Here is a 26,052-nt window from a genome sequence, read left to right as displayed (position 1 = left end):
TCTAAAATCCCACCCGTTGGTGCCTGCGGCGTGGTTCACGCGCCGCGGTTCAACGGGAAGCAGGAGTGGAAGCCCCGACCCATCAGGTCGGAACAAGGCCGAAGCCGCCTGCGCTGCCCCCGCAACGGTCAAGCAGACGGCGCCGCAAGGCGCCAACCCCTTTCCATCGAAGCCACTGGGTGCCCTGAAACAGGCGCCTGGGAAGGCGGCAGGGGTCGTTCTGCCAGCCCGGATACCGGCCAACAAGGCGGCTGCCGCATGCGTGATCGATGCATGAGGCGGCCATGGCGCCCAGGCGCCGGCGGGGAGGCCGGCGAGGGGTATTGACGTTCGTTCGGCTCATTCCATGATTTCCCACGTTTGCTTTTCTCGCGGCCGCGCTCCTGCGCGCCGTTTCCGCCACGCCTGCCTGCCGCTGGCGCTGGCTGCCGCCTTCGGCGGCCTGGCCCATGCACAGGAGGCCCCCACGCTCGGCGAAACGGTGGTCACGGCCAACCGCACGCCGCAGGCGCTGTCGGACCTCGTGGGCGACGTGTCCATCGTCGACCGGCAGACCATCGAGCGCAGCGGCGCGACCGGCGTGGCCGACGTTCTCTCGCGCCTGCCCGGCATCGAGATCTCGCGCTCGGGCGGCTTGGGCAACGCCACCAGCGTGTTTATCCGCGGCGCGGAAACGCGCTTCACGGCGGTCTACCTCGACGGTGTGCGCATCGACTCGCAATCGACCGGCGGCGCCGGCTGGGAAGGCATTCCGCTCTCGCAGATCGACCGCATCGAAGTGCTGCGCGGCCCGGCCGCCGCGGTCTATGGCTCGGATGCCATCGGCGGCGTGATCCAGCTCTTCACCAGGCGCGGCGAAGAGGGCGTGGCGCCTTACGCGGGCATCGGTTTCGGCAGCAACGGCCTGCGCAAGATCGAAGGCGGCGTGAGCGGCAAGTCGGGCCTGTTCGACTATTCGTTCGGCGTGGCGCATGAAGAAAGCAAGGGCTACAACGTGCAGCCCGCCGACAAGCGCAACGTGGTCAAGGACGGCTACGCCAGCCCCGACCGCGACGGCTACACCAGCACCTCGGGCAACGTGAAGCTGGGCTTGCAGATCACGCCCGACCAGCGCATCGATGCCACGCTGCTCACCAGCGAAATCAAGGCCGGCTACGACGCCGCCGTGTCCTACAGGACCAGGCCGCCCGTCCTGTTCCGCGACGACCAGTCGACCAACACCCTGCGCACCGCCGGCCTGACCTGGTCGGCCAAGTGGAACGACGTCTACAGCACCCGCGTGCAGGTGACCGATTCGCAATCGGTCTACAAGACGCAGCCTTCGTTCTACCGCACCGAAACCAACCTGCGCGGCTACCTGTTCCAGAACGAGTTCCGCTTCGGCCCGCACCTGGTGACGGCCACGCTCGAACGCCGCGAGGACGCACTCGAAAACGCGCCCACCACTACATCCAAACTGCTGTCGCGCGACCGTTCGCAGGATGCAATTTCGCTCGGCTACGGCTTCGTGCAGGGCCCGCATTCGCTGCAGCTGCACGTGCGCCACGACAAGGACAGCGAGTTCGGCGGCAAGACCACCGGCAGCGCGGCCTACGGCTATGCCATCACGCCATCGCTGCGCTTTACGGCTTCTGCGGGCACGGCCTTCCGCGTGCCCACGCTGTATCAGCGCTTCAGCGAATTCGGCCTGGCCACGCTCAAGCCGGAATCGAGCCGCAACGTCGAGCTGGGCCTGCAGTACACCGAAGGCGCTACGCAGGCGGGCATCGTCGTCTACAGCAGCCGCGTGCGGAACCTGATCGGGTTCGATGGAACGGCCAAGGGCTGCGCCTCCTCGTTCGGCTGCTACTCGAGCACCGCGCGCGCCCGCTACCAGGGCGTCACGCTGTCGGGCAGCCAGCGCTTCGGCGACGTCACGCTGCGCAGTTCGTTCGACTTCCAGGACCCGCGCGATCTCGCCACCCACAACCTGCTGGCCCGCCGCGCGCAGCGCCACGCCACCCTGGGCGCCGACTGGCGGATTGCCGGCTGGACGCTGGGCGCCGAGGTGCAGACATCGAGCCGCCGCTACGACGATGCAGCCAACAGCGTGAAGCTGGGCGGATACACCGTGCTGAACCTGTCGGCCTCCACGCAGATCACGCGCGACCTCAACCTCGTGGCGCGCGTCGACAATGTGGGCAACAAGGACTACCAGTACGCGCGGCTGTACGCCAATGCCGGCCGCACCGCGTACGTCGGTCTCAAGTGGACGCCTCACTAAGCCAACCCTCGCCACGAAGCGGCGCCGCCGGTGCCGAGGCGGGCTCGTGCGCCGCCGTGCTGGTGGCCGCTCCGGCCTCGGGGCAGGGCAAGACCACCATCGCGGCGGCCCTGGCGCGGCTGCATGCGCGCCAGGGCCGCCGGGTGCGCGCCTTTAAGTGCGGGCCCGACTTCCTCGATCCGCACTGGCTCGCGCTGGCCACCGGCGCGCCGGTGCATTCGCTCGACCTGTGGATGACCGGCGAGGCCGATTGCCGCGCGCGCCTGCGCGCCGCGGCGGCCGAATGCGACCTGCTGATCGTCGAAGGCGTGATGGGTCTGTTCGACGGCACGCCCAGCGCGGCCGACCTGGCCGAGCGTTTCGGCCTGCCGGTGCTCGCGGTGATCGATGCGCATGCCATGGCGGGCACCTTCGGCGCGCTGGCCTACGGACTGCAGAATTTCCGGCCAGGATTGCCGTGGGCGGGCGTGCTGGCGAATCGGGTGGCCAGCGAAAGGCATGCGGGCATGCTGAAGGACGCATTGCGCGAGCCTTCGCAATGGCTCGGCGCCTTGCCGCGCGACGCAGGCTTCACGCTGCCCGAGCGGCACCTGGGCCTCGTTGCCGCCACCGAACTCGGCGATGCGATGGCGCGGCTCGATGCGGTGGCCGATGTGCTGGCCGCCACGCCGCTCGGCCAAATGCAGGCCAGTCAGCTGCCGCAGGTGCGCTTCGAAGCGACTGAACCTGAAGCAGCCATCCCGGCGTTGCTGGCGGGGCGCACCATCGCCATCGCGCGCGATGCGGCCTTCTCGTTCATCTATCCCGCGAACCTCGACGTGCTCACTGCGCTGGGCGCGCGGCTGTCCTTTTTCTCGCCACTCGCCGGCGATGCCCTGCCGGCCTGCGACGCCGTCTGGCTCCCCGGCGGCTACCCTGAGCTCCATGCCGAAGCGCTGGCCGCCTGCGTGCCGATGCGCGAATCGCTCGCCGCGCATGCCGCATCGGGCAAGCCGGTCTGGGCCGAGTGCGGCGGCATGATGGCGCTGTTCGACGAACTGGCCACGCAAGACGGTGCACAGGTCCACCGCCTCTGGGGCCTGCTGCCCGGCCGCGTGACGATGCAGAAGCGGCTCGCGGGCCTCGGCCCCCAGCAGCTCACGCTCGGCAGCGACACCTTGCGCGGCCACACCTTCCACTATTCGCGCTGCGAAACGACGCTCGCGCCTGCCGCCCACACCGCTCGGCCTGGCGCAACGCAGGCCGTGGGCGCGCGCAGCGGTGAAGCGCTGTACGTGCACGGCTCGGTGCGCGCGAGCTATTTCCACGCGTGGTTTGCCTCCAGTCCGCAAGCCACAGCCCGCCTTTTCGGCGCCATGCCCATCGAGTGGGAGAGCCATGCCGCAACCGAGTAAGCCGAAGACCGCCGAGCACGAATTCATCCTGGGCGGCCAGAAGAGCGGCAAGTCGCGCCGGGCCGAGCAGCGCGCCATCGACTGGCTCGCCGCCGAGCCTCGCACGCACCGCGCCGTGCTGATCGCCACCGCGCAGACCTACGACGACGAGATGCTGGAGCGCATCGTGCGCCACCAGGCCGACCGTGCCGAGCGCGTGCCCGGCATGCGCACCATCGAGGAGCCGATCGAGCTCGCGCGCGCCATCGTCACGCAGAGCACGCCAGAGACGCTGGTCGTGATCGACTGCCTCACGCTGTGGCTCACCAACCTGCTGATGCCCGTGCCTTCCGAAGACGCCCCGCCCGTGACGCGCACACCGGCAACGCACGTCGCGATGCTGCTGGCCGCGCTGCGCGAGGCGCGCGGGCCGGTGGTGCTGGTCGGCAATGAGATCGGGCTGGGCGTGATTCCGCTCGGCCGCGAGACGCGCGCCTTCGTCGATGCGCTCGGCCGCCTGAACCAGGACGTGGCCGCTGCATGCGACCGTGTCACCCTGATGGCGGCCGGCCTGCCGTTGAGCCTGAAAGCGCCCGCTGCATGAGGAAGACGATCCGCATTCCACTGGCTGCGCTGGGCCTGGCCCTATTCGCGCTTGGCGCGCATGCCCTCGACGTGGTCGACGAACGTGGCGTAACCGTGAGCCTGCCGCAATCACCGCAGCGCATCGTCTCGCTGCTGCCGGCGCTGACCGAATCGGTCTGCGCGCTCGGCGCCTGCGACAGGCTGGTAGGCGTCGACCGCTACTCCAATTCGCCCGGACAGGTGAAGGCGCTGCCGCAGCTCGGCGGCGGCATCGACCCGAACGTGGAAGCCATCGCCGCGCTCAGGCCCGACGCGGTGCTGCTCGCCAAGTCGTCGCGCGTCACGCAGCGGCTCGAAGCGCTGGGCATGAAGGTGCTGGTGCTCGAACCCAAGAGCCACGCCGATGTGCAGCGCGTGCTCGACAAGCTCGACCAGGTGCTGGGCACGCATGAAGCGCGGAGGGTGTGGCGCGTGATCGATGCCAGCGTGTCGGCCGCCGCGCAGTCGGTGCCCGCGAGTGCGAAGGGGCTGCGCGTGTATTTCGAGGTGAACAGCGCGCCGTATGCGGCGGGCGAGTCGTCGTTCATCGGCGAGACGCTCAAGCGGCTCGGGGCGAAGAACATCGTGCCGGCATCGCTGGGGCCGTTTCCCAAGCTCAACCCCGAGTACGTGGTGCGCGCGAATCCCGACCTCATCATGGTCAGCGTGCGCAGTGCGCAGGGGCTGGAGCAGCGCCCCGGCTGGGCCGGCATCCGCGCGGTGCGCGAAGGCCGCATCTGCCGCTTCAGCGCGGAACAGTCCGACGTGCTCGTGCGCCCCGGCCCGCGCATGGACGAGGCCGCACGCCTGATGGCGCAGTGCTTGGCCGACAAGGGCAGCAAGCGGTGAACACGGCGTCCAGGCATACGGCCCACCTGCGCCGCGTCCTGCTGCTCGGCGCGGGCCTGCTGGTACTCGGCGCGGCGCTGATGGCGCTGGGGCTGGGCATCGGGAGCACCGGTTTCGAAAGCCTGTTCGCGGCGCGGCACGACCCGGTGGCGCTGCAGATCGTGTGGGAGATCCGCCTGCCGCGCACGCTCGGTGCATGGCTGGCCGGCGCGCTGCTGGGGCTGGCGGGTGCGGTCGCGCAGGGGCTGTTCCGCAACCCGCTGGCCGATCCGTACCTGCTGGGCAGTGCCTCTGGCGCTTCGCTCGGCGTGGCACTGGCGCTGCTGACGTTCGGCGGCTCGGCCGCCAGCGCTCAGTGGGTGATGCGGCTCGGGCTCACGGGCGCGGCCTTCCTCGGTGCGGTGCTGGCGGTGATGCTCACGCTGATGCTGGCGCGCGGCGTGCAGCAGACGCTGCGGCTGCTGCTGGCCGGCGTGATCGTCGGCGTGGTGCTCGGCGCCGCGAAAGACCTCATCACCATCGCTTCGGCCGACATCCTCCAGGCGATCCAGGGCTTCATTCTGGGCAGCACCGGCCTCGTCGGCTGGAGCGCCTGCGCGGTGATGGCGATGGTCGGCGCGGTCTGCCTGCTGCAGGCCTGGGCGCTGGCGCCGGTGCTCGACGGGCTCGCGCTCGGCGAGGCCACGGCGCGCAGCCTCGGCCTGCCGCTCGGCGCGATGCGCGCGGCGCTGGTCGTGGTGCTGGCGTTGGCCACGGGTGCGGCGGTGGCGCAGACCGGGTTGATCGCCTTCGTCGGTCTGGCCGCGCCGCATCTCGTGCGCTCGGTCGTCAAGACCACGCACGCGCGGCTGATCGTGCTGTCGGCGCTGATGGGCGGGCTGCTGCTGATGGCGGCTGACCTGCTGGCGCGCTGGCTGATCGCGCCGCAGGAACTGCCGGTGGGTGTGCTCACGGCGGTGCTGGGCGGCAGCTACCTGCTGTGGCTGATGCACCGGCGCGGCGCGCGGAGTGGCGTGGCATGAGCGAGCGGCACACACCCGCCCTCGAAGCGCGCCGCGTGAGCGCCACGCTGGGCGCTACCGAGGTGCTGCACGACATAGACCTGGCGCTGTCCGCCGCCCGCTGGACCAGCATCGTCGGTCCGAACGGCGCGGGCAAGTCGACGCTGCTCAAGGCGCTCGCGGGCCTGCTCGCACACCGCGGCGAGGTGCGGCTCTTCGGCGAGCCGCAGGGCAAGGTGCCGGCGCGCATCCGCGCCCAACGCCTCTCGTGGCTCGGCCAGAGCGGCACGGGCGAGGGCAGTGCCGACGACCTGATGGTCTACGACGTCGCCATGCTCGGCCGCTTGCCGCACCAGCGCTGGCTGGCTGCGCCCAGCACGGCCGACCGCGAGGCCGTGGAGCGTGCCCTGCGCAGCACGCAGGCCTGGGACTGGCGCGATCGTCCGCTGGGCCAGCTTTCCGGTGGCGAGCGCCAGCGCGTGCTGCTGGCGCGCGCCCTCGCGGTCGAGGCCGAACTGCTGCTGATGGACGAGCCGCTCGCCAACCTCGACCCACCGCACCAGGCGGACTGGATGCAGACTGCGCGCGCGCTCGTGGCCGGCGGCAAGACCGTGGTCAGCGTGCTGCACGAACTGCCGATGGCGCTGGCTGCCGACGAGCTGGTCGTGATGGACCGCGGCCGCGTGGTTCACCACGGCGGCTGCGGCGACCCCACCACTCACGCCGCACTGGAACAGGTGTTCGACCATCGCATCCGTGTGCACCGGGTGGCGGACCAGTGGATTGCGTTGCCGCTATGACGTGTGCTGTGCTTTTTGCGCGCTATTCGGGGTGCGCTCACACCCCGAAACAGCAGCCCCGAAACTGACGAGAGAACCCATGCAAATAGAAACCCCTCCCAGCGAGAAGCCCTACGAGAAGCCCGAAGGCGAACGCCGCGGCCTCGTCATCGTCAACACCGGCGACGGCAAAGGCAAGAGCACCGCAGCCTTCGGCCTCGCGCTGCGCGCGCACGGCCGCGGCAAGGCCGTGAAGATCTACCAGTTCATGAAGGTGCCGTCGGCGCGCTTTGGCGAGCACCGCATGTTCGAGCAGATCGGCATTCCGATCGAAGGCCTCGGCGACGGCTTCAGCTGGAAGAGCCAGGACCTCGAACGCTCGGGCCAGCTCGCGCGCGACGGCTGGGAGAAGGCCAAGGCGGCGATCCTGTCGGGCGAGCTCTTCCTCGTGGTGCTCGACGAAATCACCTACCCGCTGATCTATGGCTGGCTGCCGCTCGAAGGCGTGCTGGAAACGCTGCGCGCGCGGCCCAAGCATGTGCATGTGGTGCTCACGGGGCGGCGCTGCCCGCCGGAGATCATCGAGCTGGCCGATACCGTGACCGAGATGACGTTGGTCAAGCACGCCTTCAAGGCGGGCATCCCGGCGCAGCGCGGCATCGAGGACTGAGGTGAATAGCTGTCGTCGTCGTTCAGGGCGTGATCACGCCGACGGGGTACCTTGCTCCGCGAATGTCCCCCGGCCTTCGGCCTCCTCCTTTATTTCGCTGCGCAAGGCACCCCGCCAGCGTGATCGATCAGAGCACTTGTTGATCGGCCAGCACAAGAGCAGCGCTGGTTGTGCACAGGGCACCGGGTGCTCCCCGCAGCGAAATAAAGGAGGAGCCGAAGGCGGGGGACATTCGCGGAGGGGAGTACCCGGTGGCCTGTGCACACACCCCGAATGAGCAACGTGACGCATCAAGCTTTCTCGACAGACGAGGCGCAGGCCGTCTACCGCGCCATCCACGAGCGCCGCGACATGCGCCACTTCGCGGGCGGACAGGTCGAGCCCGAAGTGCTGCGCCGGCTGCTCGATGCGGCCCACCACGCGCCCAGCGTCGGCTTCATGCAGCCCTGGCGTTTCATCCGCATTCGTGGCGAAGCGCTGCGCCAGAAATTGCACCGTGTCGTCGAACAGGAACGCGTGCTCACGGCCCGTGCCCTGGGCGAGCGTGAAGACGAGTTCATGCGCCTCAAGGTGCAGGGCCTGCTCGACGCCGCCGAACTGCTGGCGGTGACGCTGGCCGACGGCCGCGAGAAGCATGTGTTCGGCCGGCGCACGCTGCCGCAGATGGACCTGGCTTCGGCATCGTGCGCCATCCAGAACCTCTGGCTCGCGGCGCGCGCCGAGGGGCTGGGCATGGGCTGGGTGTCGCTGTTCGATCCGGCAGAGGTGTCGGTGCTGCTCGGCCTGCCCGAAGGCGCCGAGCCCATTGCGCTGCTGTGCCTGGGCCCCGTGCATGGCTTCTACGAAGAGCCGATGCTGCAGCGCGAACGCTGGGCGAAGCGCGAGCCGCTCGCTTCGCTGGTGTTCGACGAAGGCTGGGGCCGGCCTTCGGACCTTTTCGACCAACCGCCTGCCGTGGAGCCCACCTGATGCTGGCCTTCGATACAGTTCTCTTCGAGCTCGCGCGCCTGTTCCTCTGGCCGGTGACGCTGGGCGTGCTGCTGTCTTTCGTCTATGCCGTGTACTGCCTCGGCGCGTTCGGCATCGAGTATCTGCAGCGGCGCCGCGATCCGTTGCGCGCGCTGGTGCTGCAGCGCCACGCGCAGGCCAGCCAGGAGCAAATGGAGCTGGTCGTGCTCAAGCAGCTCGAAGGCGTGCGCCTGTGCAGCCGCGTGGCGCCGATGCTGGGGCTGATCGCCACCATGATCCCGATGGGCCCCGCGCTCGTGGCCGTGGCCTCGGGCGAATCGCAGGGCGTGGCGCAGAGCCTGGCGCCCGCGTTCGCGAGCGTGATCGTGGCGCTGGCCTCGGCCTCGATCACCTTCGTGGTCTACACCGTGCGCCGCCGCTGGCTCATGCGCGAGCTGGTGGCGGTGCTCGATGCGCGGGACCGGCTGTCATGAGCAGTCGTCGCCAGTTTTCCATACTGAGCAGCCTGGACAGCGACGACGACGACCCGGTGCTCTCGACCATCAACCTGATCGACGTGTTCATGGTGGTGATCGGCATGCTGATGATCGCGGTCATCAACAACCCGATGAACCCTTTCGCGCAGGACAAGGTGACGATCATCCGCAACGAAGGCCAGCCGAACATGGAGATCGTCACGCGTGAGGGCCGCAAGATCACGCGCTTCAAGGCCAGCGGCGCGACGGGGCAGGGCGACGGCGAGAAGGCCGGCACGGCATGGCGGCTGAAGGACGGCACGATGGTCTATGTGCCGGCCGATGCGGTGCCGGCGCAGGGCGGGAAGTGACGCGATTCCTTTTCTGGTTGTTGATGCTGGGGCTGGGTGTCTTCGCGCCGGCCCAGGCGCAGCAGGCTCCTTCCCGCGTCGTGGTGCTGAGCACGTCGCTGGTGTCTCCGGCGCGCGTGGTGCGGTTGCAGGCCGCGGCGCGCGAGGCGGGGCTGCCGCTGCAGGTGGTGTCGGCGTCGCAGAACTCGCCCGGGACGCTGGCCGCCGCGCTCGAAGGCGCGCGTTTGCTCGTCATCGATGCGCCGCACATCAGCGTCGCGCAGGCGGCGGCGGCACGCTTCGGCGACACGATTGCGCAGAGCGCCGCGCCGTATGTGCTGATCGGCGAGTTCGCGTTGGTGGCCAGGGGGCAGACCTCCGCCGCCGCTCCTCTGGTGGCTGAACGCGGTGTCGATGCGGCGTGGGCGCAGCGGGTGCGCGAGTACTGGCGCTTTGCCGGTACCGCCAACCTCGACGCGGCAATGAAGGCACTGGCGCAGCCCGGCAATCTCGCTGGCCTGCCCGATGCCGTGCCGCTGCCGCTGGCCGGCCTCTATCACCCGGCCTGGCCCCGCATCGAAGCCGACATTGCCGCCATCGAACGGCTGCCCGGCAGTGGCACGGTCGCCATCGCCGTCAACAGCGCCACCGTGACGGGCGACGACACCGGCTGGCTCGACGCGCTGATCGCCTCGCTCGAACGGCGGGGCCTGCGCGCCTATGCCTTCTACGGCCCGCGCCAGCAGAAAGACCTGTTCTTCCGCATGACGCACGCCGGCGAACGCCGCATGGCCGATGCGATCGTCAATGCCTCGCTGGTCTTCAGCCCCAATGAGCGCAAGGCCGAGCTCGAACGCATCGGCGTGCCGGTCCTGCAGACGCTGCCTTCGCTGGCGATGGATGCCACGCAATGGGCGCAGAGCAAAGACGGCCTCTCGCAAATCGACATCGCTGCGTACTACAGCCCGAGCGAGCTGGCAGGCATGACCGACCCGATGCTCGTCAGCGCCCGCGATGCGGCGGCCGGCACGCTGCAGCCGCTGCCCGCGCAGGTCGACGCCGTGGCCGACAAGGCTGCCGCGCTGCTGCGCCTGCAGCGCACGCCGGCTGCGGACCGCCGCGTGGCGATGCTGGTCTACAACTATCCGCCGGGCGAGGCGAACTTCGGCGCGTCCTTTCTCAACGTGCCGCGCAGCGTGAGCAACATGCTCGCGGCGATGAAGTCGGCCGGCTACCGCACCGAGCTGCCGGGCGCCGACGCGCTGATCGCGCAGGTGCAGGCCACGATGAAGGCGTATTACCCGACGGGGCAGGGCGATGAGCTGCAGCCGCTGCTCGACAGGAACCTTGCCGATGCGATGCCGCTGTCGCACTACCTCGCGTGGTTTCGCGCGCTGCCCGTGGAGACGCAACTCCGCATCGAAAGCTACTGGGGCCCGCCCGAAAGATCGACCATGCTGCGCCCCGTTGCGGGCGAGCCGGCCTTCGTGATTCCGCGCGTGCAGTTCGGCAACGTCGCCGTGCTGCGCCAGCCGCCGCGCTTCGAGCCCGGCACGCAGGTGGCGGGCAAGGCCGAGCAGGTCTACCACCGCTCGCCCGTGCCGCTGAGCCATGGCTACCTCGCCACCTACCTCTGGCTGCGCACGCAGTTCGGCGCCGGCGCCGTGGTGCACGTGGGCACGCACGGCACGCTCGAATGGTCGGCGGGCAAGGAGCGCGGGCTGTCGGTGCAGGACGATCCGCTGCTTGCGCTCGGCGATCTGCCGAACGTCTATCCGTTCATCATGGACAACCTCGGCGAAGCCACCACCGCCAAGCGCCGCGGCCGGGCGACGATGGTGAGCCATTCGACGCCGATGTTCGCACCCGCCGGCTTCCGGCCCGGCGTGCAGGAAATGCACGAGCGCATGCACGACTGGGAAACGCTGTCGCCCGGCCCCGTGAAGACCGCGATGGAAAAGCAGCTGGCGGCCGAGTTCATCGAACAGCACTACGACCGCGACCTGAGCTGGACGCCCGCGCGCATTCGCGCGGACTTCGCGGGCTTCGTCGCCGTGCTGCATCCGTACCTCGACGAACTCGCGCAGACCGCGCAGCCGCTGGGCCTCGCGACCTTCGGGCAGGCGCCCGATGCGCAGCGCCGCCGCATGACCATCCTGCAGATTCTCGGCAAGCCGCTGGTCGGGGCGCTCGGCGAAGACATCGACGAGGCCTTCCTGGTCGATGCGAAGAACATTGCTGATTCGCGGCCCGCGCGCTGGGTCGAGCTTGCACTGACCGATGCGCAGGCCGCAAGCGCCATGGGCAAGACCGCCGCCGAGAAGCAAAGTCTTCTGCTGCTGGCCGAACGCGCGCAGAAGCTCGACGCCGTGCTCGCGCACAACGAGGAAATCGAAGGCCTGCTGACCGCGCTCGATGGCCGCTACCTGAAGTCGAGCTACGGCGGCGACCCGGTGCGCAACCCCGACAGCCTGCCGACCGGCCGCAACCTCTACGGCTTCGACCCGAGCCGCATGCCGACGCGCGCGGCGTGGGAGACAGGCGTGGCCGCCATGGACGCTTGGATCGCCGAACACGCGAAGTCCCATGCCGGCAAGCCGCCGGAGAAGATCGCCTTCACGCTCTGGGCCGGCGAGGCCTCGCGCCACCAGGGCGTGCTGGAAAGCCAGGCCTTCTACGCCATGGGCGTGAAGCCGCGCTGGGACGAGGGCGGGCGCATGGCGGGCATCGAGGTGATTCCCGCGTCGGTGCTGAAGCGGCCGCGCATCGACGTGCTGATCAGTGTCACCGGCTCCTACCGCGACCAGTTTGCCAACGCGATGCGCTGGCTCGATGAGGCCGTGCAGCAGGTGGCGGCCCTGCACGAATCGGGCAACGCCGTGGCGCAGCACAGCGAGGCACTGGCACGCAAGCTCCGCGCGGAAGGCGCATCGGCGCAGGAGGCGCAGCGCTGGTCGACCGCGCGCGTGTTCTCGAACGAGCAGGGCAGCTACGGCGCCGGGCTGGAGGAAGCCGCGCTTGCGAGCGACGTATGGGCGAGCCAGCAACGCGGCGGCGGCGACGCGCAGATGGCGCAGCTCTACATGGACCGCATGGGCCACGCCTACGGCAAGGGCCTCGACGGCGCCGCGCGGCCTGGCGCCTATGCGGGCAATCTCATGCAGGTCGATGCGGCACTGATGGCGCGCAGTTCCAACCTCTACGGCGTGCTGACCAACGACGATCCGTTCCAGTACCTCGGCGGCATCGCGCAGGCCGTGCGGCAACTCACGGGCAAGGACCCGGCCCTTTACGTGCAGAACCTGCGCGACGGCAGCGCGGTGCGCACCGACACGGCCGCAGGCGCCATCGCGCGCGAGATGCAGACCCGCTACTTGCACCCGCAGTGGATCGAGGCGCAGAAGGCCGAGGGCTACAGCGGCACGCTGCAGGTACTGAAGACCGCGCAGTTCCTCTGGGGCTGGCAGGTCACGGCGCCGCAGGCCGTGCGGCAGGACCAGTGGCAGTCGCTGCACGACGTGTACGTGCGCGACAGATACAAGCTGGGCACGCGCGAATGGCTGGAAGGCGACAACCGCGCGGCCTTCGCGCAGACGCTGGAGCGCATGCTCGATGCGGTGCGGCTGAATTACTGGAAGCCGGATGCGGCCACGCGGCGCGAGCTGGCCCGGGCCTATGAGGAGGCGGTGCGCGCGACCGGGCTGCGCGAGCGCAATGCGGGTGTGCAGCGGTTCGCCCGGGCGGAGCTGTCGCCGCCTGCGGCTTCGCACAAGCCGAGCGCGTCGGTCGAGCCCGTGGTCGCGGCTGCATCGGCGGCGGCACCGGTGCAAACACCGGCGACCGAGCCTGTGCCCGATAGTCCCGAGCCCGTCAGCGGCCTCAAGCTCGAACCCACGCCCGCCGACGCGCCATCGCCCAAGGCCGGGACAGTCGTCCTTCGACTTTGGGTGGCATTGGGCGCCGCACTGCTTGTCGCACTCGGTGCGCTGATGCAGTGGCGCCGGGGCAGGGCGCCCGCCTGATTCGCGAGAATGACGGCACTCATGCCCTATCTGAATCCCGAGCACGCCATCGCGGCCACCGCCACGCTGTGGCTCGCGCTGGCCATCGACCATTGGCTGGGCGAGCCGCCCGCACGCCTGCATCCGGTGGTGTGGATGGGGCGCTACCTCGGCTGGATCGGTTCGAATGTTGCGCCGCCTGCGCACCCTGCGAAGCCGGTGGATCTGCCGATGTTCTTCATCGGCGCGCTGACGTGGTGCGTGGGCGCGGCGGCCGTGTGGGGTGTCGCCATGGCCATGCAGACATTCGTTGCGCTGTCGTTGCCCGCATGGGCCGGTGCATTGTTGCTGGGCCTGCTGCTCAAGCCGCTTTTCGCATGGCGCATGCTGCGCGACGAAGTGCTCGCGGTCGAAGCCGCATTGGGCGTATCGCTCGATGCGGGACGCAAGCAACTGGCGCGTCTGGTGAGCCGAGATGTCTCCCGGCTCAGCGAGCGCGAAGTGCGCGAGAGCGCCATCGAATCGCTCGCCGAAAACCTCAACGACTCGCTCGTGGCACCGGTGTTCTGGTTCGTGCTGCTCGGCCTGCCGGGCGCGGCGCTCTACCGTTTCGCCAACACCGCCGATGCGATGTGGGGCTACCGCGGCGAGCGCAACGGCTGCGACTGGACATGGCTCGGCAAATGGGCCGCGCGTGCGGACGATGTGCTCTCGTGGATTCCGGCGCGCATCACCGTGGGGCTGCTGGCGCTGGCGGCGTGGCGCTGGCCCACGGGGTTGTCCGGCGAGGCGCGTCGCACGCCGTCGCCCAACAGCGGCTGGCCGATGGCGACGATGGCGCTGCTGCTCGGTGTGCGGCTGGCCAAGCCGGGCGTGTATGCGCTGAATGCCGAGGGGCGCGCGCCTTCGGCGGCGGATATGCAACGCACTGCGCAACTGGGCGGACGCGCCGCTGCAGCGCTGGGCGTGTTCGCGTCGCTGGTCATCGCGGCGACGACCGGCTGGAGGTGGGTATGAGCGCGGTCCTGCACGGTGGCCCCGATGCATCCGGCGCCGCGCCGCACGACTTCTCGACCAATGGCAATGCCGTGGGCGCGTGCCCGGCCGTGCTGTCCGCGTTGCGCGCTGCCGATGCGGCGCACTATCCGGACCCGCAGTACACGGCGCTTCGAAGCAGGCTTGCGGCCTTTCATGGGGTGACAGTCGCACGCATCGTCATCGCGGCGAGCGCGAGCGAGTTCATTCATCGCATCAGCGCCGCTGTCGCGCAAGGCGATGGCCGACGCGTCTGGCTGCCGGCCCACAGCTATGGCGACTATGAGCGTGCGGCGCAGGCCTGGGGTTTGCAAACGGTTCGCGCACCTCAGGCATACAGCGACGCCGCGCTGCGCTGGTGCTGTGAACCGTCGAGCCCGCTGGGGCAGCCGCAAGCCGATCTGCCGCAGCTGGCGGCGAGCCCGGGTGGCGCATGTGTGCTCGACCTGGCCTATGAGCCGTTGCGCCTCGAAGGCCAGGCTTCGCTCGACGCCACTCAGCGCGACCGCGTCTGGCAGCTGTGGACGCCGAACAAGGCCATGGGCCTGACGGGCATCCGCGCCGCCTACGCGATCGCCCCTGAAGACGCCGATGCGAGCCTCGTGCAGCGCATCGAACGGTTGGCCTCCTCATGGCCGCTGGGCACGCACGGCGTGGCGATGCTCGAGGCCTGGACCGGCGAGGAGGCACAACGCTGGCTCGCACAAAGCCGGCAGACATTGAAGGACTGGAAAACCCGACAACGCGCGGTCTGCGAATCGCTCGGCTGGCAGTGTCTTGCGAGCGACGCCAATTTCTTTTGCGCACGCACCGACCGTCCGTACCCAGACGTGGCCGCCGCGCTGCGCACCGAAGGCATCAAGCTGCGCGACTGCACCTCCTTCGGCCTGCCCGGCCACGTGCGCCTCGGCGTACTGCCCCCGGCCAGCCAGCAGGCGCTGAAACAGGCCTGGACAAACACGTCCTGACCACATACACCCCCGAGAAAAAATGCTCTACGCCATCACCACGCTCTTTATCTGCCAACTGGCCGGCGAACTGCTCGTGCAGTGGCTTGGCCTGCCCATCCCCGGCCCGCTGATCGGCATGGTGCTGCTGTTCGCCGGCCTGCTGGTGCGACGCGGCGTGCCACAGGTCCTGGCCGACACCTCGGGCCATCTGCTGCGCAACCTGATGCTGCTGTTCATTCCGGCCGTGACCGGCGTCATGCTGCATTTCGAGCGCGTGGGGCGCGAGTGGCTGCCGTTCCTTGCGGCGGGCATCGCCGGTGCGGCATTCACCATGACGGTCACCGCGCTCACGTTCCGCTGGATGATCCGCATCACCGGCAAGGACGCCGAATGACCGCGCCCGCGAAGCTCTCCGAGATCTGGGTCTTCCTCGCGCAGTCGCCGCTGCTGTGGCTTTCGCTCACGCTGCTGGCCTATCTTGGCGCGCTGTGGCTGCACACCCGCAGCGGACGCAATCCGGTGGTCAACCCGGTGCTGGTTTCGGTGATCGTCATCGTCGGCGTGCTGCTGCTCACGCGCACGCCCTACGACACGTATTTCGAAGGCGCGAAGTTCGTGCACTTCCTGATCGGCCCCGCCACCGTGGCACTGGCCGTGCCGCTCTACAGCCAGGTCGGACGGCTGCGGCGGCTGTGGCTGCCCATCGGCGTGGCGTTGCTCGTGGGCTCGGTCGCGGCCATCGTGTCGGCCATCGGCATCGCGTGGGTGCTGGGCGGATCGCACGAGCTGATGATGTCGCTCGCGCCCAAGTCGGCCACCATGCCCATTGCCATGGGCGTGGCCGAGAAGATCGGCGGGCTGCCCTCGCTGGCGGCGGTGGCCGCGGCCATTGCCGGCATCTCGGGCGCGATCATGGCGACGGGGCTGCTGAACCTGCTGCGCATCAGGGAGCCCGCGGTTCGCGGCTTCGCGGTCGGCCTTGCCGCGCATGGCATCGGCACGGCGCGGGCGATCCAGGTGAACGAGACGGCGGGCGCATTTTCCGCGCTGGCCATGGGGCTCAACGGCATCGCGACCGCACTGCTGGTGCCGCTGGTCGTCAAACTGATGGGAGCGTGAAGGTGCCGCTGTACCGATCCCGTCCCGTCACCGATCCCCGGCCGATGGAGCTCGTCTGGCCCGCGAGGCCTTACCTGGCCGGCTACGTCTCGGCGTTGAACAGGGGCTGGTCGCGCGACGAGACGCGCCCCGAATCGGGCGCCGAGGAACGCGCCGCGATCAAGGCCGACCCCGCCCTGTTCCTCGCGAGCCTGGTCGACCGCGAGGCCAGGGGCGCGCCCATCACCATGCCGGACGGCACGCAGGTGCCGCGCCTGCCGGGCTACAAGTGCTGGATGTGGGACGGCGAGTTCTGCGGCAGCATCGACCTGCGCTGGCAGCCCGGCACCGACGCCTTGCCGATCTACTGCCTGGGCCACATCGGCTACAACGTGGTGCCGTGGAAGCAGCGCAGAGGCTACGCCACGCGCGCACTCGGTGCCATGCTGACGCTGGCCGCGCGCGAGGGGCTGAGCCGCGTCGAGATCACGACCAGCCCGGACAACTTCGCGTCGCAGAAGGTGATCGCGGCCCATGGCGGCCTCCTGGCCGAGACCTTCGTCACGTTGCCCAGCCAGGGCAGCCTCACCAAGTACCGATACTTCATCCATCTCTGAAATTTTTTCGAGCAAGGAGCACGACCCATGGCCCAGTACACCGCGGAAATCCTTTGGGAGCGGGGCGATCAGGACTTTCTCGGCAACACCTACAGCCGCAGGCATGTGCTGCGCTTCGACGGCGGTGCGGAGGTGGCGGCCTCGTCGTCCCCGCACGTAGTGCCGCTGCCGATGTCGGATGCGTCGGCGGTCGATCCGGAGGAAATGTTCGTCGCCTCGCTTTCCAACTGCCACATGCTGTGGTTTCTCACGATGGCCGTGAAGCGCAGGTTCGTGGTCGACCGCTACTTCGACGCGGCCACCGGCGTGATGGAGAAGAACGCCGACGGCAAGATGGCGATGACGGTGGTCACGCTGCGGCCGGAGGTTGCGTTCTCGGGCGAGAACATTCCTACGCGCGAGCAGATCGAGCAGATGCACCACCGGGCGCATGAAGAATGCTTCATCGCCAACTCGGTGAAGACCGAGGTGCGCTGCGAGCCGGTGTAGTTCGATTCAGCGGCGCTGCAGCCGCGGATTCTTGGCGAACAGCTCCGCCGCCCAGTCCACGAACGCGCGCACCTTCGCGCTCAGGTGCCGGTTGGGCGGGTACACCACGTGGATCGGCAACGGGTCGCGATGCCAATCGGGCAGCAGCTCGATCAGCTCGCCGCTTTCCAGCAGAGGCTCGGCCATGAAGGTGATGCACTGCGAGATGCCGAAGCCGCCCAGCACCGCGGTGATGTGCGCGTTGCTCTCGTTCACCGACACGCGGTAGGGCCCGTTCAGCTCGATCTGCTCATCGCCCTTCTTGAACTCGTGCGGGTAAACGCGCCGCGTGGTGCCCGAGAAGTAGCTCACCACGTGGTGGCGCTTCTCGATGTCGCTCGGGTGCTGCGGCACGCCGTAGCGCTTCACGTACGCCGGCGATGCCACGGTGACGAAGTGCAGCGTGCCGATGCGCCGCGCCACCAGCGACTGGTCGTTGAGCTCGCCGGCGCGGATCACGCAGTCGACGTTGTCGCTGATCAGGTCGACGGTGCGGTCGCTCACCCCCAGGTCGACCTGGATGTCTGGGTAGCGGTCGCAGAAGCTGGCCAGCGCGGGCAGAATGATCTGCCTTGCCACCGAGGTGCCGACGTCGATGCGCAGTCGCCCCGTGGGGTTGGCCTGCGCATTCGTCATGCTGGCTTCCATGTCGTCGAAGTCGTTGAGCAGGCGCGCGGCCCGCTCGAAGTAGGCCGCGCCGTCGGGTGTGACCGTGACGCGCCGCGTGGTGCGGTTGAGCAGCTTCACGCGCAGGCGCGATTCGAGCGCCTGGATCTGTTTGGTGACCGTGCCTTTGGGCAGGGCGAGAGAGTCCGCCGCACGGGTGAATGTGCCGGCTTCCACGACGCGGACGAAGATCCGCATGGCCTGGATTTGATCCATTGAATGCCTGTTCTTGGTACCCGGCCCACACCGGGGGAGGCGGATTCTCACACAAGCGGCCAAACCCTTCGCGGTGGCCCCGATTGTTATCGGTTTGGAAACAGAGTAGGGCCGGCTTGCCTGTTTCAACGCTGCACCGGGCGACTTATATTTCAACCATCGCCCAATTCCCTGAGGTCGCCCATGTCACCCGTTCCATCGTCCCGCTCTGCCGAAGCCGCCGCCCGTGCGGCGGTACAGGGCGTGGAAGCCGATCTGTCGATCGAGCTGCCCGGCCGCGAACCGGTTGGTGCCCGTGTGTACGGTCAGCGTGCCAAGGGGGAAGTCGCACCGCTGGTGCTGCATTTCCATGGCGGCACCTTTGTGTGCGGCGACCTCGACAACGGCCGCAACGTGGCCCGGCTGCTGGCCGGCGCGGGGGCGGTGGTGGTGTCGGTGGCCTATCCGCTGGCGCCCCAATCGCCGTTCCCGGAGCCGATCGAGGTGGGCTATGCCGCCCTCGAATGGCTTTACAAGCAGCGCACCAAGCTTGGTGGCAAGGGCGCGCAGGTGTACCTGGCCGGCGAGGAAGCCGGTGGCAACCTGGCGGCCGCGGTGGCGCTGATCGCCCGCGACCGGGCGCATCCGCCGGTGGCCGGCCAGATCCTGCTGTCGCCCATGCTCGACCCGTGCGCCGGCACCGCCTCCCTGCGCAAGGCCACCAGCGATGCAGCCGAATGCCGCTGGGCCAGTGGCTGGGAGAAGTACCTGAGCTGCCCCTCGAACGCCACGCATCCCTATGCGGTGCCTAGCGGTTCGCTGCGGCTGTCGGCCCTGGCGCCCGCGCTGGTGCTGGTGGGACAGGACGACGCCATGCGCGACGAGGCGCTGACCTTCGCCGGCCGCCTGCGTGCCGCCGGCATCGAGGTCACGAGCAGCGTGCTGCCCAGCGCCTCCAACTGGCCCAAGGCGCTCTACGACACCGAGAACACGGGTTGCGTGGCCTGTGAGGCCACGGTGCAGCAGCACTTCCGCGAGTTTTTCAGCGCGACCACGCCACCGGGTGCGGCGCCGAACCACCCCAGCTAGTTCCCGGCCGATCCCGGCTGCCTGATCGACACGCCGCCAGCGCGGCAGCGTGCGAGGGCCTTGTTTTTTCTGAATTCCGCCGCCTGGTGCCAAAAGCGCCGGGATGGCCTGTTGCATCCCTGAAGTCATCGAGAAGGACGAACCATCATGTCGAACAACGAGAAAAAGCTGTCTTCCGTCGCCCGCAAGGGCCTGTGGCCCGCCGTGACCGGCATTACCGCACTGCTGGCCGTGGCGGCCGCCGTGCTGGGCATGCACAGTTTCAAGGCCGAGGCCAACAACGCACCGGCGGCGCCGCAGGCCACGCCGGTGTCGGTGGCCACCGTGGCGTCGAGCGAGATCAACGCCTGGGACGAGTTCTCGGGCCGGCTCGAAGCCGTCCAGCGCGTCGATGTGCGCTCCCGCGTCGCAGGCGCCGTGCAGTCGGTGCACTTTCGCGAAGGCGCACTGGTGAAGCAGGGCGACCTGCTGATCACCATCGATCCCGCGCCGTACGCGGCCGAGGTCGAGCGCGCCGAAGCGCAGGTGGCCTCCGCACAGGCCCGCCAGTCGTTCAGCCGCAGCGAGCAGGAGCGCGCCAAGCGCCTGTGGGACGACAAGGCCATTGCCCAGCGCGAGTACGACGAGCGTGTGAATGCCGGCAGCGAAGCCAATGCCAACCTGCGCGCCGCCCAGGCCCAGCTGCAGACCGCGCGCCTGAGCCTGGGCTACACCCAGGTGCGGGCGCCGGTGTCGGGCCGCATCGGCAAGCTCGAAGTGACGGTGGGCAACCTTGTCGCCGCGGGCCCCGGCGCGCCGGGGCTGACCACGCTGGTGTCGGTGAGCCCGATCTACGCGAGCTTCGACGCCGACGAGCAGGTCATCACGCGAGCCCTGAAAGACCTGCCGAGCGGCTCCAGCGCCCGAGGCCAGATCGAGAGCATTCCCGTGCAGATGGGCACCGCCGGCCTCGACGGCACGCCCTTCACCGGCAAGCTGCAGCTGATCGACAACCAGGTCGATGCCAAGAGCGGCACGGTGCGTGTGCGTGCTTCGTTCGACAACAAGGACGGCGCGCTCATCCCCGGCCAGTTCGCCCGCATCCGCATGGGACAGGCCCGCAACGACACCGCGCTTCTCGTGAGCGAGCGCGCCATCGGTACCGACCAGAACAAGAAGTTCGTGATGGTCGTGGGCGAAGACAACAAGGCGGTCTACCGCGAAGTCACGCTCGGTGCGTCGATCAACGGGCTGCGTGTCGTGAGCAAGGGCCTGAAGGTCGGCGACAAGGTCGTGGTCAACGGCCTGCAGCACATCCGCCCGGGTGCGCTGGTGGCGCCGAAGCAAGTGACCATGGACGCCAAGGCCGACACAAAGCAACCGGAACACGTGGCCGAGGCCGCGAAGTCCTGAACTCGGAGGGGAGTGCAGTCGCACCCACCGGAGAACCAACATGAATCTCTCAAAATTCTTCATCGACCGGCCGATCTTTGCCGGCGTGCTGTCGCTATTGATGCTGATAGCCGGGCTGATCGCGCTGCGCAGCCTGCCGATCTCGGAGTACCCGGAAGTCGCGCCGCCCTCGGTGGTGGTGCGCGCCCAGTACCCCGGTGCCAATCCGAAGGTGATTGCTGAAACGGTGGCCACGCCGCTCGAAGAGCAGATCAACGGCGTCGAAGGCATGCTCTACATGGGCAGCCAGGCAACGACCGACGGCGTGCTCACGCTCACCGTGACCTTCCGCCTCGGCACCGATCCCGACAAGGCACAGCAGCTCGTGCAGAACCGCGTCTCGCAAGCCGAGCCGCGTCTGCCCGAGGAAGTGCGCCGGCTCGGCATCACGACCGTCAAGAGCGCCCCCGACCTGACGATGGTGGTCCACCTCGTCTCGCCGAACAACCGCTACGACATCAACTACCTGCGCAACTACGCGGTGCTGAACGTGAAGGACCCGCTGGCACGCATCGAAGGCGTGGGCCAGGTCCAGATCTTCGGCGGCGGCGACTACTCGATGCGCGTCTGGCTCGACCCGCAGAAGGTCGCGCAGCGCGGCCTCTCGGCCAGCGACGTGGTGGCGGCCATCCGCGGCCAGAACGTGCAGGCCGCGGCCGGCGTGGTCGGCGCATCGCCGGGCCTGTCGGGCGTGGACATGCAGCTGTCGATCAATGCGCAAGGGCGCCTGCAGAGCGAGGAAGAGTTCGGCGACATCATCGTCAAGAGCGGCACCGATGGCGCCGTGACTCGCCTGCGCGACATCGGCCGCCTCGAGATGGGTGCCGCTGACTACTCGCTGCGCTCGCTGCTGAACAACGACCCGGCCGTCGGCATGGGCGTGTTCCAGGCGCCGGGCTCCAACGCGCTGGACATCTCGTCCAACGTGCGCAAGACGATGGCCGAGCTCAACAAGAATATGCCCGAGGGCCTGGAATACCGCATCGCCTACGACCCGACGCAGTTCGTGCGCGCATCGATCGAATCGGTGATCCACACGCTGCTCGAAGCCATCATGCTGGTGGTGCTGGTCGTGATCCTGTTCCTGCAGACGTGGCGCGCGTCGATCATTCCGCTGCTGGCCGTGCCGGTGTCGGTGATCGGCACCTTCGCGGTGCTGCACGTCCTCGGTTTCTCGATCAACGCGCTGAGCCTGTTCGGGCTGGTGCTGGCGATCGGCATCGTGGTGGACGACGCCATCGTGGTGGTGGAAAACGTGGAGCGGAACATCGAGGCCGGGCTCACGCCGCGTGAAGCCACGTACCGTGCCATGCGCGAAGTGTCCGGGCCCATCATCGCGATCGCGCTGGTGCTGGTGGCCGTGTTCGTTCCGCTGGCTTTCATCAGCGGCCTCACGGGCCAGTTCTATCGCCAGTTCGCGGTGACGATTGCGATCTCGACGGTGATCTCGGCGATCAACTCGCTGACGCTGTCGCCTGCGCTCGCTGCACTTCTGCTGCGCGGCCATGACGCTCCCAAGGACGCGCTGACGCGCGGCATGGACAAGGCTTTCGGTTGGCTGTTCCGCGGCTTCAACAAGCTGTTCCATCGCGGCTCCGAGGCCTACAGCGGCGGCGTGAAGAACGTGATCTCGCGCAAGGCGCTGATGCTCGCGATCTACGTCGCGCTCATCGCCGTGACCTTCGGCCTCTTCAAGGCGGTGCCCGGTGGCTTCGTGCCGGCGCAGGACAAGCAGTACCTGATCGGCTTCGCCCAGCTGCCCGACGGCGCCACGCTGGACCGCACCGACGAAGTGATCCAGCGCATGGGCGAGATCATGAAGAAGAACCCGAACGTGGAAGACGCCATCGCCTTCCCGGGCCTGTCGATCAACGGCTTCACCAACAGCTCCAACTCGGGCATCGTGTTCGCCACGCTCAAGCCCTTCGACCAGCGCAAGCGCGCCGACCAGAGCGGCGGTGCGGTGGCGGGCCAGTTGAACGGCGCCTTCTCGAGCATCCAGGACGCCTTCATCGTGATGTTCCCGCCGCCGCCGGTGGCGGGCCTGGGCACCACGGGCGGCTTCAAGCTGCAGCTGGAAGACCGCGGTTCGGTGGGCTACGACCAGATGGACGCGGCAGTGAAGGCCTTCATGGCCAAGGCTTACCAGGCGCCCGAACTGGCCGGCATGTTCACGAGCTGGCAGGTCAACGTGCCGCAGCTCTATGCGGACATCGACCGCACCAAGGCCCGCCAGCTCGGCGTGCCCGTGACGGACATCTTCGACACCATGCAGATCTACCTCGGCAGCCTGTATGCGAACGACTTCAACAAGTTCGGCCGCACGTATTCCGTGCGCGTCCAGGCCGATGCGCCTTACCGCGCCCGTGCCGAAGACGTCGGCCTGCTGAAGGTGCGCTCGACCTCGGGCGAGATGGTGCCGCTGGCCGCGCTGATGAAGGTGAATTCGACCTTCGGTCCGGAACGCGCCATGCGCTACAACGGCTACCTCGCCGCCGACATCAACGGCGGCCCGGCGCCGGGCTACTCCTCGGGCCAGGCGCAGGACGCGATCACCAAGATCGCGGCCGAGACGCTGCCCAAGGGTGTGAGCTTCGAATGGACCGAGCTGACCTACCAGGAGATCCTGGCCGGCAACTCCGCCTTCCTGGTGTTCCCGCTGGCCATCCTGCTGGTGTTCCTGGTGCTGGCCGCGCAGTACGAAAGCCTGACGCTGCCGATCGCGATCATCCTGATCGTGCCCATGGGCATCATGGCCGCGATGACCGGCGTATGGATATCGGGGGGTGACAACAACGTCTTCACGCAGATCGGGTTGATCGTGCTGGTGGGGCTGAGTGCGAAGAACGCGATTCTTATCGTGGAGTTCGCCCGGGAGCTCGAATTTGCCGGCCGCACACCGATACAGGCCGCCATCGAAGCCAGCCGCTTGCGCCTGCGCCCGATTCTCATGACCTCGCTGGCCTTCGTGATGGGCGTGCTGCCCCTCGTGCTGTCGACCGGCGCGGGCTCGGAGATGCGCAAGGCCATGGGCGTGGCGGTGTTCGCCGGGATGATCGGCGTGACGGCCTTCGGCCTGTTCCTGACGCCTGTGTTCTACGTGCTGCTGCGCCGCCTCGCGGGCAACCGGCCACTCAAACTGCATGGCGAAGTACCGCATGGCGACGACTTCGTGTCGGCCGGGCATCCGGCTTCGCATGGCGGCGCCGGTGGTGGCGGCCTGCATCCGGTGCCTGCATCGCCGCGTTCTTCGCATGACGACTGATCGATCGAGAAAGCGCATCATGAAATTTTCAGTACAACCTCTGGTGAAGCCGCTTCGTACCGCGTTGCTGCCGCTGATGGCCGCCCTGGTGCTCGCCGGCTGTGCCACCGCGCCCTCGGGCCTGCCCGAGATCACGACCACCGCCCAGTTCAAGGAGCAGGGCAAGGACCAGGCGGTGACGCCGCCCGCCGGCTTCACGCGGGCCGCGCCCTCCGAGGCGCAGCCGCGCGGCGCCTGGTGGCTGGCGTTCAACGATTCGGCGCTCAACGCACTGATCGAGAAGGCCGACGTCAACAACACCAACATCCAGGCCGCGGCCGCGCGGCTGGCCGAGGCTCGCGCGCTGGCGCGCAGCGCCAACGCCGACCGCCTGCCGCAGATCGGCCTGGGCGCTGGCGCCAACCGCGGCGCGGGCCTGGACAAGGCCACGGCCAGCACCCGGCCGGCCACGATGACGAACATCGGCGCCACGTTCTCGTATGAGGTCGACCTGTTCGGCCGCCTCTCGGGCGCGAGCAACGCGGCCAAGCTCGATGCGGCCGGCCGCGAGGCGCTGCTGCAAAGCACGCGCCTCGCAGTGCAGGCCGAAGTGGCGCAGACCTACCTGCAGTTGCGCGCGCTCGATGCCGAGCGCGCCCTGGTGCGCGAGCAGGTCGAGGCGTATCGCGACACGCTGCGCCTGTCGCAGCGCCGCGAGCAGGCCGGCGACATCGCCGAGCTCGACGTGGCGCGCGTGCAGACCGAGGTGTCGTCCACCGAGTCGGATGCGCTCGCGCTCGACCGCCAGCGCGCCCAGGTGGAGCATGCGCTCGCGGTGCTGGTGGGCGATTCGGCTTCGAGCTTCGGCTTGCGTGTCGACGAGTGGGCGACGGCGCTCCCGTCCATTCCGCCGGGTGTGCCCGCCACGGTGCTCACGCGCCGCCCCGACGTGTCGGCCGCGCAGAGCGCCGTGCTGGCCGCGCAGGCCCGCGTGGGCGTGGCGCAGGCCGCGTGGTTCCCGGACATCTCGCTGACCGGCGCCGCCGGCTATGCCTCGCCCGAGATCGGCGACCTCTTCAAGTGGTCGGCGCGCTCGTGGGGCGTGGGCGCGCTGCTGTCGCTGCCGATCTTCGACGGCGGCCGCCGCGAGGCCGGCGTGCAGGGTGCCAATGCTCAGCTCGACGGTGCGCTTGCGAGCTACCGCACGCAGGTGCTGGTGGCGTTCCAGGAAGTCGAAGACCAACTGGCCGCCATCCGCATCCTGCAGGAGCAGTCGGTCGTGCAGGCACAGGCCGTGACCTCGGCCCAGCGCGCCACCAGCCTGTCGGACACGCGCTATCGCAACGGCTATGTCAGCCAGCTCGACCTGCTGGACGCGCGCCGCAGCGAATTGCGCAACCGCCGGCAGGCACTGCAGGTGAAGTCGGCGCAGTACCAGGCGGCGGTGGGGCTGATCCGCGCCATCGGCGGCGGCTGGGAAGCGCCGGCGCCGGTCGCGGTTGTCCCGGCGCGGACGGCCGTGGCCGTGCGCTGAATCGCGATCAAGGATTGAAATTGAAAGCCTGAGCGCCGCAAGGCGGTCTTGCGCCGCCGTGGGTTCAGTCGGTTTTCTTGCCGGCTGGATTCGCGGCGGCGCTTATTTTTTGCAGCTCCACCGCGCCCACGGCCAGGGCGTTCGAATAGCTGGCCTGCGGCCTCGACGCTGTCCGGTAGACCCGGTAGTCGAAGGTTTCGGAGGCGGCGTCGCCATGGTGGGCTTCGAGCAGGATCCAGAAGAACTGGCCCGGTTCGCGTTCCTCGACGGCTAGCGCCAAATCATTCAAGGCTGGCATGGGTTCCCGGGTGCAATGCGGTGTGGTGGCCTC

At 68.8% G+C, this 26,052-nt stretch carries 23 protein-coding genes and 1 riboswitch; of the genes, 21 read left to right on the top strand and 2 right to left on the bottom strand.

Annotation, left to right across the window (positions count from 1 at the left end):
• Positions 1 to 258: riboswitch (cobalamin riboswitch) on the top strand.
• Positions 259 to 346: 88 nt separating this feature from the next.
• From ACEOAB_RS15730 to ACEOAB_RS15650, 17 genes are all read left to right on the top strand, one after another.
• On the top strand, positions 347 to 2,263 hold the full coding sequence (locus ACEOAB_RS15730) for a TonB-dependent receptor domain-containing protein (protein ID WP_413749641.1): 1,917 nt from the start codon (positions 347 to 349) through the stop codon (positions 2,261 to 2,263).
• A complete protein-coding gene (locus tag ACEOAB_RS15725) occupies positions 2,248 to 3,657 on the top strand; it encodes a cobyrinic acid a,c-diamide synthase CobB (RefSeq protein WP_495652954.1) in 1,410 nt (469 codons plus the stop codon). Before ACEOAB_RS15730 ends, ACEOAB_RS15725 begins: the two co-directional genes overlap by 16 nt.
• Complete coding sequence (locus ACEOAB_RS15720) at positions 3,641 to 4,240, top strand: bifunctional adenosylcobinamide kinase/adenosylcobinamide-phosphate guanylyltransferase (RefSeq protein ID WP_413751217.1); 600 nt, start codon at positions 3,641 to 3,643, stop codon at positions 4,238 to 4,240. Before ACEOAB_RS15725 ends, ACEOAB_RS15720 begins: the two co-directional genes overlap by 17 nt.
• Positions 4,237 to 5,109 (top strand): ABC transporter substrate-binding protein, encoded by an 873-nt coding sequence (locus tag ACEOAB_RS15715; RefSeq protein WP_413751216.1) that lies wholly within the window; start codon positions 4,237 to 4,239, stop codon positions 5,107 to 5,109. The genes ACEOAB_RS15720 and ACEOAB_RS15715 overlap by 4 nt, the downstream gene beginning before the upstream one ends.
• Positions 5,106 to 6,131, top strand: a complete 1,026-nt coding sequence (locus ACEOAB_RS15710; protein WP_495652953.1) for a FecCD family ABC transporter permease — start codon at positions 5,106 to 5,108, stop codon at positions 6,129 to 6,131. Before ACEOAB_RS15715 ends, ACEOAB_RS15710 begins: the two co-directional genes overlap by 4 nt.
• A complete protein-coding gene (locus tag ACEOAB_RS15705; RefSeq protein ID WP_495652952.1) occupies positions 6,128 to 6,910 on the top strand; it encodes an ABC transporter ATP-binding protein in 783 nt (260 codons plus the stop codon). Before ACEOAB_RS15710 ends, ACEOAB_RS15705 begins: the two co-directional genes overlap by 4 nt.
• 79 nt (positions 6,911 to 6,989) lie before the next feature.
• Positions 6,990 to 7,559, top strand: a complete 570-nt coding sequence (gene cobO / locus ACEOAB_RS15700) for a cob(I)yrinic acid a,c-diamide adenosyltransferase (protein WP_413751442.1) — start codon at positions 6,990 to 6,992, stop codon at positions 7,557 to 7,559.
• A 273-nt stretch (positions 7,560 to 7,832) separates the two neighbouring features.
• Positions 7,833 to 8,528, top strand: a complete 696-nt coding sequence (bluB, locus tag ACEOAB_RS15695; protein ID WP_413751257.1) for a 5,6-dimethylbenzimidazole synthase — start codon at positions 7,833 to 7,835, stop codon at positions 8,526 to 8,528.
• Positions 8,528 to 9,001, top strand: a complete 474-nt coding sequence (locus ACEOAB_RS15690; RefSeq protein ID WP_413751258.1) for a MotA/TolQ/ExbB proton channel family protein — start codon at positions 8,528 to 8,530, stop codon at positions 8,999 to 9,001. The genes bluB and ACEOAB_RS15690 overlap by 1 nt, the downstream gene beginning before the upstream one ends.
• The gene (locus ACEOAB_RS15685; protein WP_413751259.1) at positions 8,998 to 9,354 is read left to right on the top strand and encodes a DUF2149 domain-containing protein; all 357 of its coding nucleotides are present in this window, start codon (positions 8,998 to 9,000) and stop codon (positions 9,352 to 9,354) included. Before ACEOAB_RS15690 ends, ACEOAB_RS15685 begins: the two co-directional genes overlap by 4 nt.
• Positions 9,351 to 13,355 carry a cobaltochelatase subunit CobN gene (gene cobN, locus ACEOAB_RS15680; protein ID WP_495652951.1) on the top strand — a complete coding sequence of 1,335 codons (4,005 nt, stop codon included), beginning with the start codon at positions 9,351 to 9,353 and terminating at the stop codon, positions 13,353 to 13,355. The genes ACEOAB_RS15685 and cobN overlap by 4 nt, the downstream gene beginning before the upstream one ends.
• 21 nt (positions 13,356 to 13,376) lie before the next feature.
• Entirely contained in the window at positions 13,377 to 14,351 is a 975-nt protein-coding gene (gene cbiB, locus ACEOAB_RS15675) for an adenosylcobinamide-phosphate synthase CbiB (protein ID WP_413749784.1), read from the top strand.
• Positions 14,348 to 15,337: an aminotransferase class I/II-fold pyridoxal phosphate-dependent enzyme gene (locus ACEOAB_RS15670; protein ID WP_413749785.1), complete on the top strand. Its 990-nt coding sequence runs from the start codon at positions 14,348 to 14,350 to the stop codon at positions 15,335 to 15,337. Before cbiB ends, ACEOAB_RS15670 begins: the two co-directional genes overlap by 4 nt.
• 22 nt (positions 15,338 to 15,359) lie before the next feature.
• Positions 15,360 to 15,713 (top strand): CidA/LrgA family protein, encoded by a 354-nt coding sequence (locus ACEOAB_RS15665; protein ID WP_056592551.1) that lies wholly within the window; start codon positions 15,360 to 15,362, stop codon positions 15,711 to 15,713.
• A complete protein-coding gene (locus ACEOAB_RS15660; protein WP_056592554.1) occupies positions 15,710 to 16,438 on the top strand; it encodes an LrgB family protein in 729 nt (242 codons plus the stop codon). Before ACEOAB_RS15665 ends, ACEOAB_RS15660 begins: the two co-directional genes overlap by 4 nt.
• A gap of 44 nt (positions 16,439 to 16,482) precedes the next feature.
• Complete coding sequence (locus ACEOAB_RS15655) at positions 16,483 to 17,034, top strand: GNAT family N-acetyltransferase (protein ID WP_056592558.1); 552 nt, start codon at positions 16,483 to 16,485, stop codon at positions 17,032 to 17,034.
• 27 nt (positions 17,035 to 17,061) lie between these two features.
• Positions 17,062 to 17,523, top strand: coding sequence for an OsmC family protein (locus ACEOAB_RS15650; RefSeq protein WP_056592561.1), 462 nt, complete (start codon positions 17,062 to 17,064; stop codon positions 17,521 to 17,523).
• A gap of 6 nt (positions 17,524 to 17,529) precedes the next feature.
• Here ACEOAB_RS15650 and ACEOAB_RS15645 read toward each other — a convergent pair whose 3' ends face one another.
• Positions 17,530 to 18,444, bottom strand: coding sequence for a LysR family transcriptional regulator (locus tag ACEOAB_RS15645; RefSeq protein WP_056518855.1), 915 nt, complete (start codon positions 18,442 to 18,444; stop codon positions 17,530 to 17,532).
• A gap of 183 nt (positions 18,445 to 18,627) precedes the next feature.
• Between ACEOAB_RS15645 and ACEOAB_RS15640 the strand changes: the two genes are divergently transcribed.
• The 4 genes from ACEOAB_RS15640 (at position 18,628) to ACEOAB_RS15625 (ending at position 25,721) form a co-directional block, all read left to right on the top strand.
• Positions 18,628 to 19,512, top strand: a complete 885-nt coding sequence (locus ACEOAB_RS15640) for an alpha/beta hydrolase (protein ID WP_007837053.1) — start codon at positions 18,628 to 18,630, stop codon at positions 19,510 to 19,512.
• A 147-nt stretch (positions 19,513 to 19,659) separates the two neighbouring features.
• Complete coding sequence (locus ACEOAB_RS15635; protein WP_495652950.1) at positions 19,660 to 20,904, top strand: efflux RND transporter periplasmic adaptor subunit; 1,245 nt, start codon at positions 19,660 to 19,662, stop codon at positions 20,902 to 20,904.
• A gap of 40 nt (positions 20,905 to 20,944) precedes the next feature.
• Positions 20,945 to 24,208 (top strand): efflux RND transporter permease subunit, encoded by a 3,264-nt coding sequence (locus ACEOAB_RS15630; RefSeq protein ID WP_413749787.1) that lies wholly within the window; start codon positions 20,945 to 20,947, stop codon positions 24,206 to 24,208.
• A 19-nt stretch (positions 24,209 to 24,227) separates the two neighbouring features.
• Positions 24,228 to 25,721, top strand: coding sequence for an efflux transporter outer membrane subunit (locus tag ACEOAB_RS15625; protein ID WP_495652949.1), 1,494 nt, complete (start codon positions 24,228 to 24,230; stop codon positions 25,719 to 25,721).
• A gap of 64 nt (positions 25,722 to 25,785) precedes the next feature.
• Here ACEOAB_RS15625 and ACEOAB_RS15620 read toward each other — a convergent pair whose 3' ends face one another.
• The gene (locus ACEOAB_RS15620; protein ID WP_056592574.1) at positions 25,786 to 26,019 is read right to left on the bottom strand and encodes a hypothetical protein; all 234 of its coding nucleotides are present in this window, start codon (positions 26,017 to 26,019) and stop codon (positions 25,786 to 25,788) included.
• Between the last annotated feature and the right edge of the window lie 33 nt (positions 26,020 to 26,052).

It is taken from the genome of Variovorax sp. Varisp53 (assembly GCF_059491555.1).
Note: the sequence above shows the minus strand (reverse complement) of the source record. Positions and strands in the feature narration are given on the sequence as shown.

Bases quoted from the DNA above. Each gene is read 5' to 3' on its own strand.
- ACEOAB_RS15685 (WP_413751259.1), top strand. From the start codon at position 8,998: ATGAGCAGTCGTCGCCAGTTTTCCATACTGAGCAGCCTGGACAGCGAC.
- cbiB (WP_413749784.1), top strand. From the start codon at position 13,377: ATGCCCTATCTGAATCCCGAGCACGCCATCGCGGCCACCGCCACGCTG.
- ACEOAB_RS15630 (WP_413749787.1), top strand. From the start codon at position 20,945: ATGAATCTCTCAAAATTCTTCATCGACCGGCCGATCTTTGCCGGCGTG.
- bluB (WP_413751257.1), top strand. From the start codon at position 7,833: ATGAGCAACGTGACGCATCAAGCTTTCTCGACAGACGAGGCGCAGGCC.
- ACEOAB_RS15665 (WP_056592551.1), top strand. From the start codon at position 15,360: ATGCTCTACGCCATCACCACGCTCTTTATCTGCCAACTGGCCGGCGAA.
- ACEOAB_RS15620 (WP_056592574.1), bottom strand. From the start codon at position 26,019: ATGCCAGCCTTGAATGATTTGGCGCTAGCCGTCGAGGAACGCGAACCG.
- ACEOAB_RS15715 (WP_413751216.1), top strand. From the start codon at position 4,237: ATGAGGAAGACGATCCGCATTCCACTGGCTGCGCTGGGCCTGGCCCTA.
- ACEOAB_RS15625 (WP_495652949.1), top strand. From the start codon at position 24,228: ATGAAATTTTCAGTACAACCTCTGGTGAAGCCGCTTCGTACCGCGTTG.
- ACEOAB_RS15635 (WP_495652950.1), top strand. From the start codon at position 19,660: ATGTCGAACAACGAGAAAAAGCTGTCTTCCGTCGCCCGCAAGGGCCTG.
- ACEOAB_RS15730 (WP_413749641.1), top strand. From the start codon at position 347: ATGATTTCCCACGTTTGCTTTTCTCGCGGCCGCGCTCCTGCGCGCCGT.
- ACEOAB_RS15645 (WP_056518855.1), bottom strand. From the start codon at position 18,444: ATGGATCAAATCCAGGCCATGCGGATCTTCGTCCGCGTCGTGGAAGCC.
- ACEOAB_RS15690 (WP_413751258.1), top strand. From the start codon at position 8,528: ATGCTGGCCTTCGATACAGTTCTCTTCGAGCTCGCGCGCCTGTTCCTC.
- ACEOAB_RS15705 (WP_495652952.1), top strand. From the start codon at position 6,128: ATGAGCGAGCGGCACACACCCGCCCTCGAAGCGCGCCGCGTGAGCGCC.
- ACEOAB_RS15640 (WP_007837053.1), top strand. From the start codon at position 18,628: ATGTCACCCGTTCCATCGTCCCGCTCTGCCGAAGCCGCCGCCCGTGCG.
- cobO (WP_413751442.1), top strand. From the start codon at position 6,990: ATGCAAATAGAAACCCCTCCCAGCGAGAAGCCCTACGAGAAGCCCGAA.
- ACEOAB_RS15670 (WP_413749785.1), top strand. From the start codon at position 14,348: ATGAGCGCGGTCCTGCACGGTGGCCCCGATGCATCCGGCGCCGCGCCG.
- ACEOAB_RS15660 (WP_056592554.1), top strand. From the start codon at position 15,710: ATGACCGCGCCCGCGAAGCTCTCCGAGATCTGGGTCTTCCTCGCGCAG.
- ACEOAB_RS15720 (WP_413751217.1), top strand. From the start codon at position 3,641: ATGCCGCAACCGAGTAAGCCGAAGACCGCCGAGCACGAATTCATCCTG.
- ACEOAB_RS15650 (WP_056592561.1), top strand. From the start codon at position 17,062: ATGGCCCAGTACACCGCGGAAATCCTTTGGGAGCGGGGCGATCAGGAC.
- ACEOAB_RS15655 (WP_056592558.1), top strand. From the start codon at position 16,483: ATGGAGCTCGTCTGGCCCGCGAGGCCTTACCTGGCCGGCTACGTCTCG.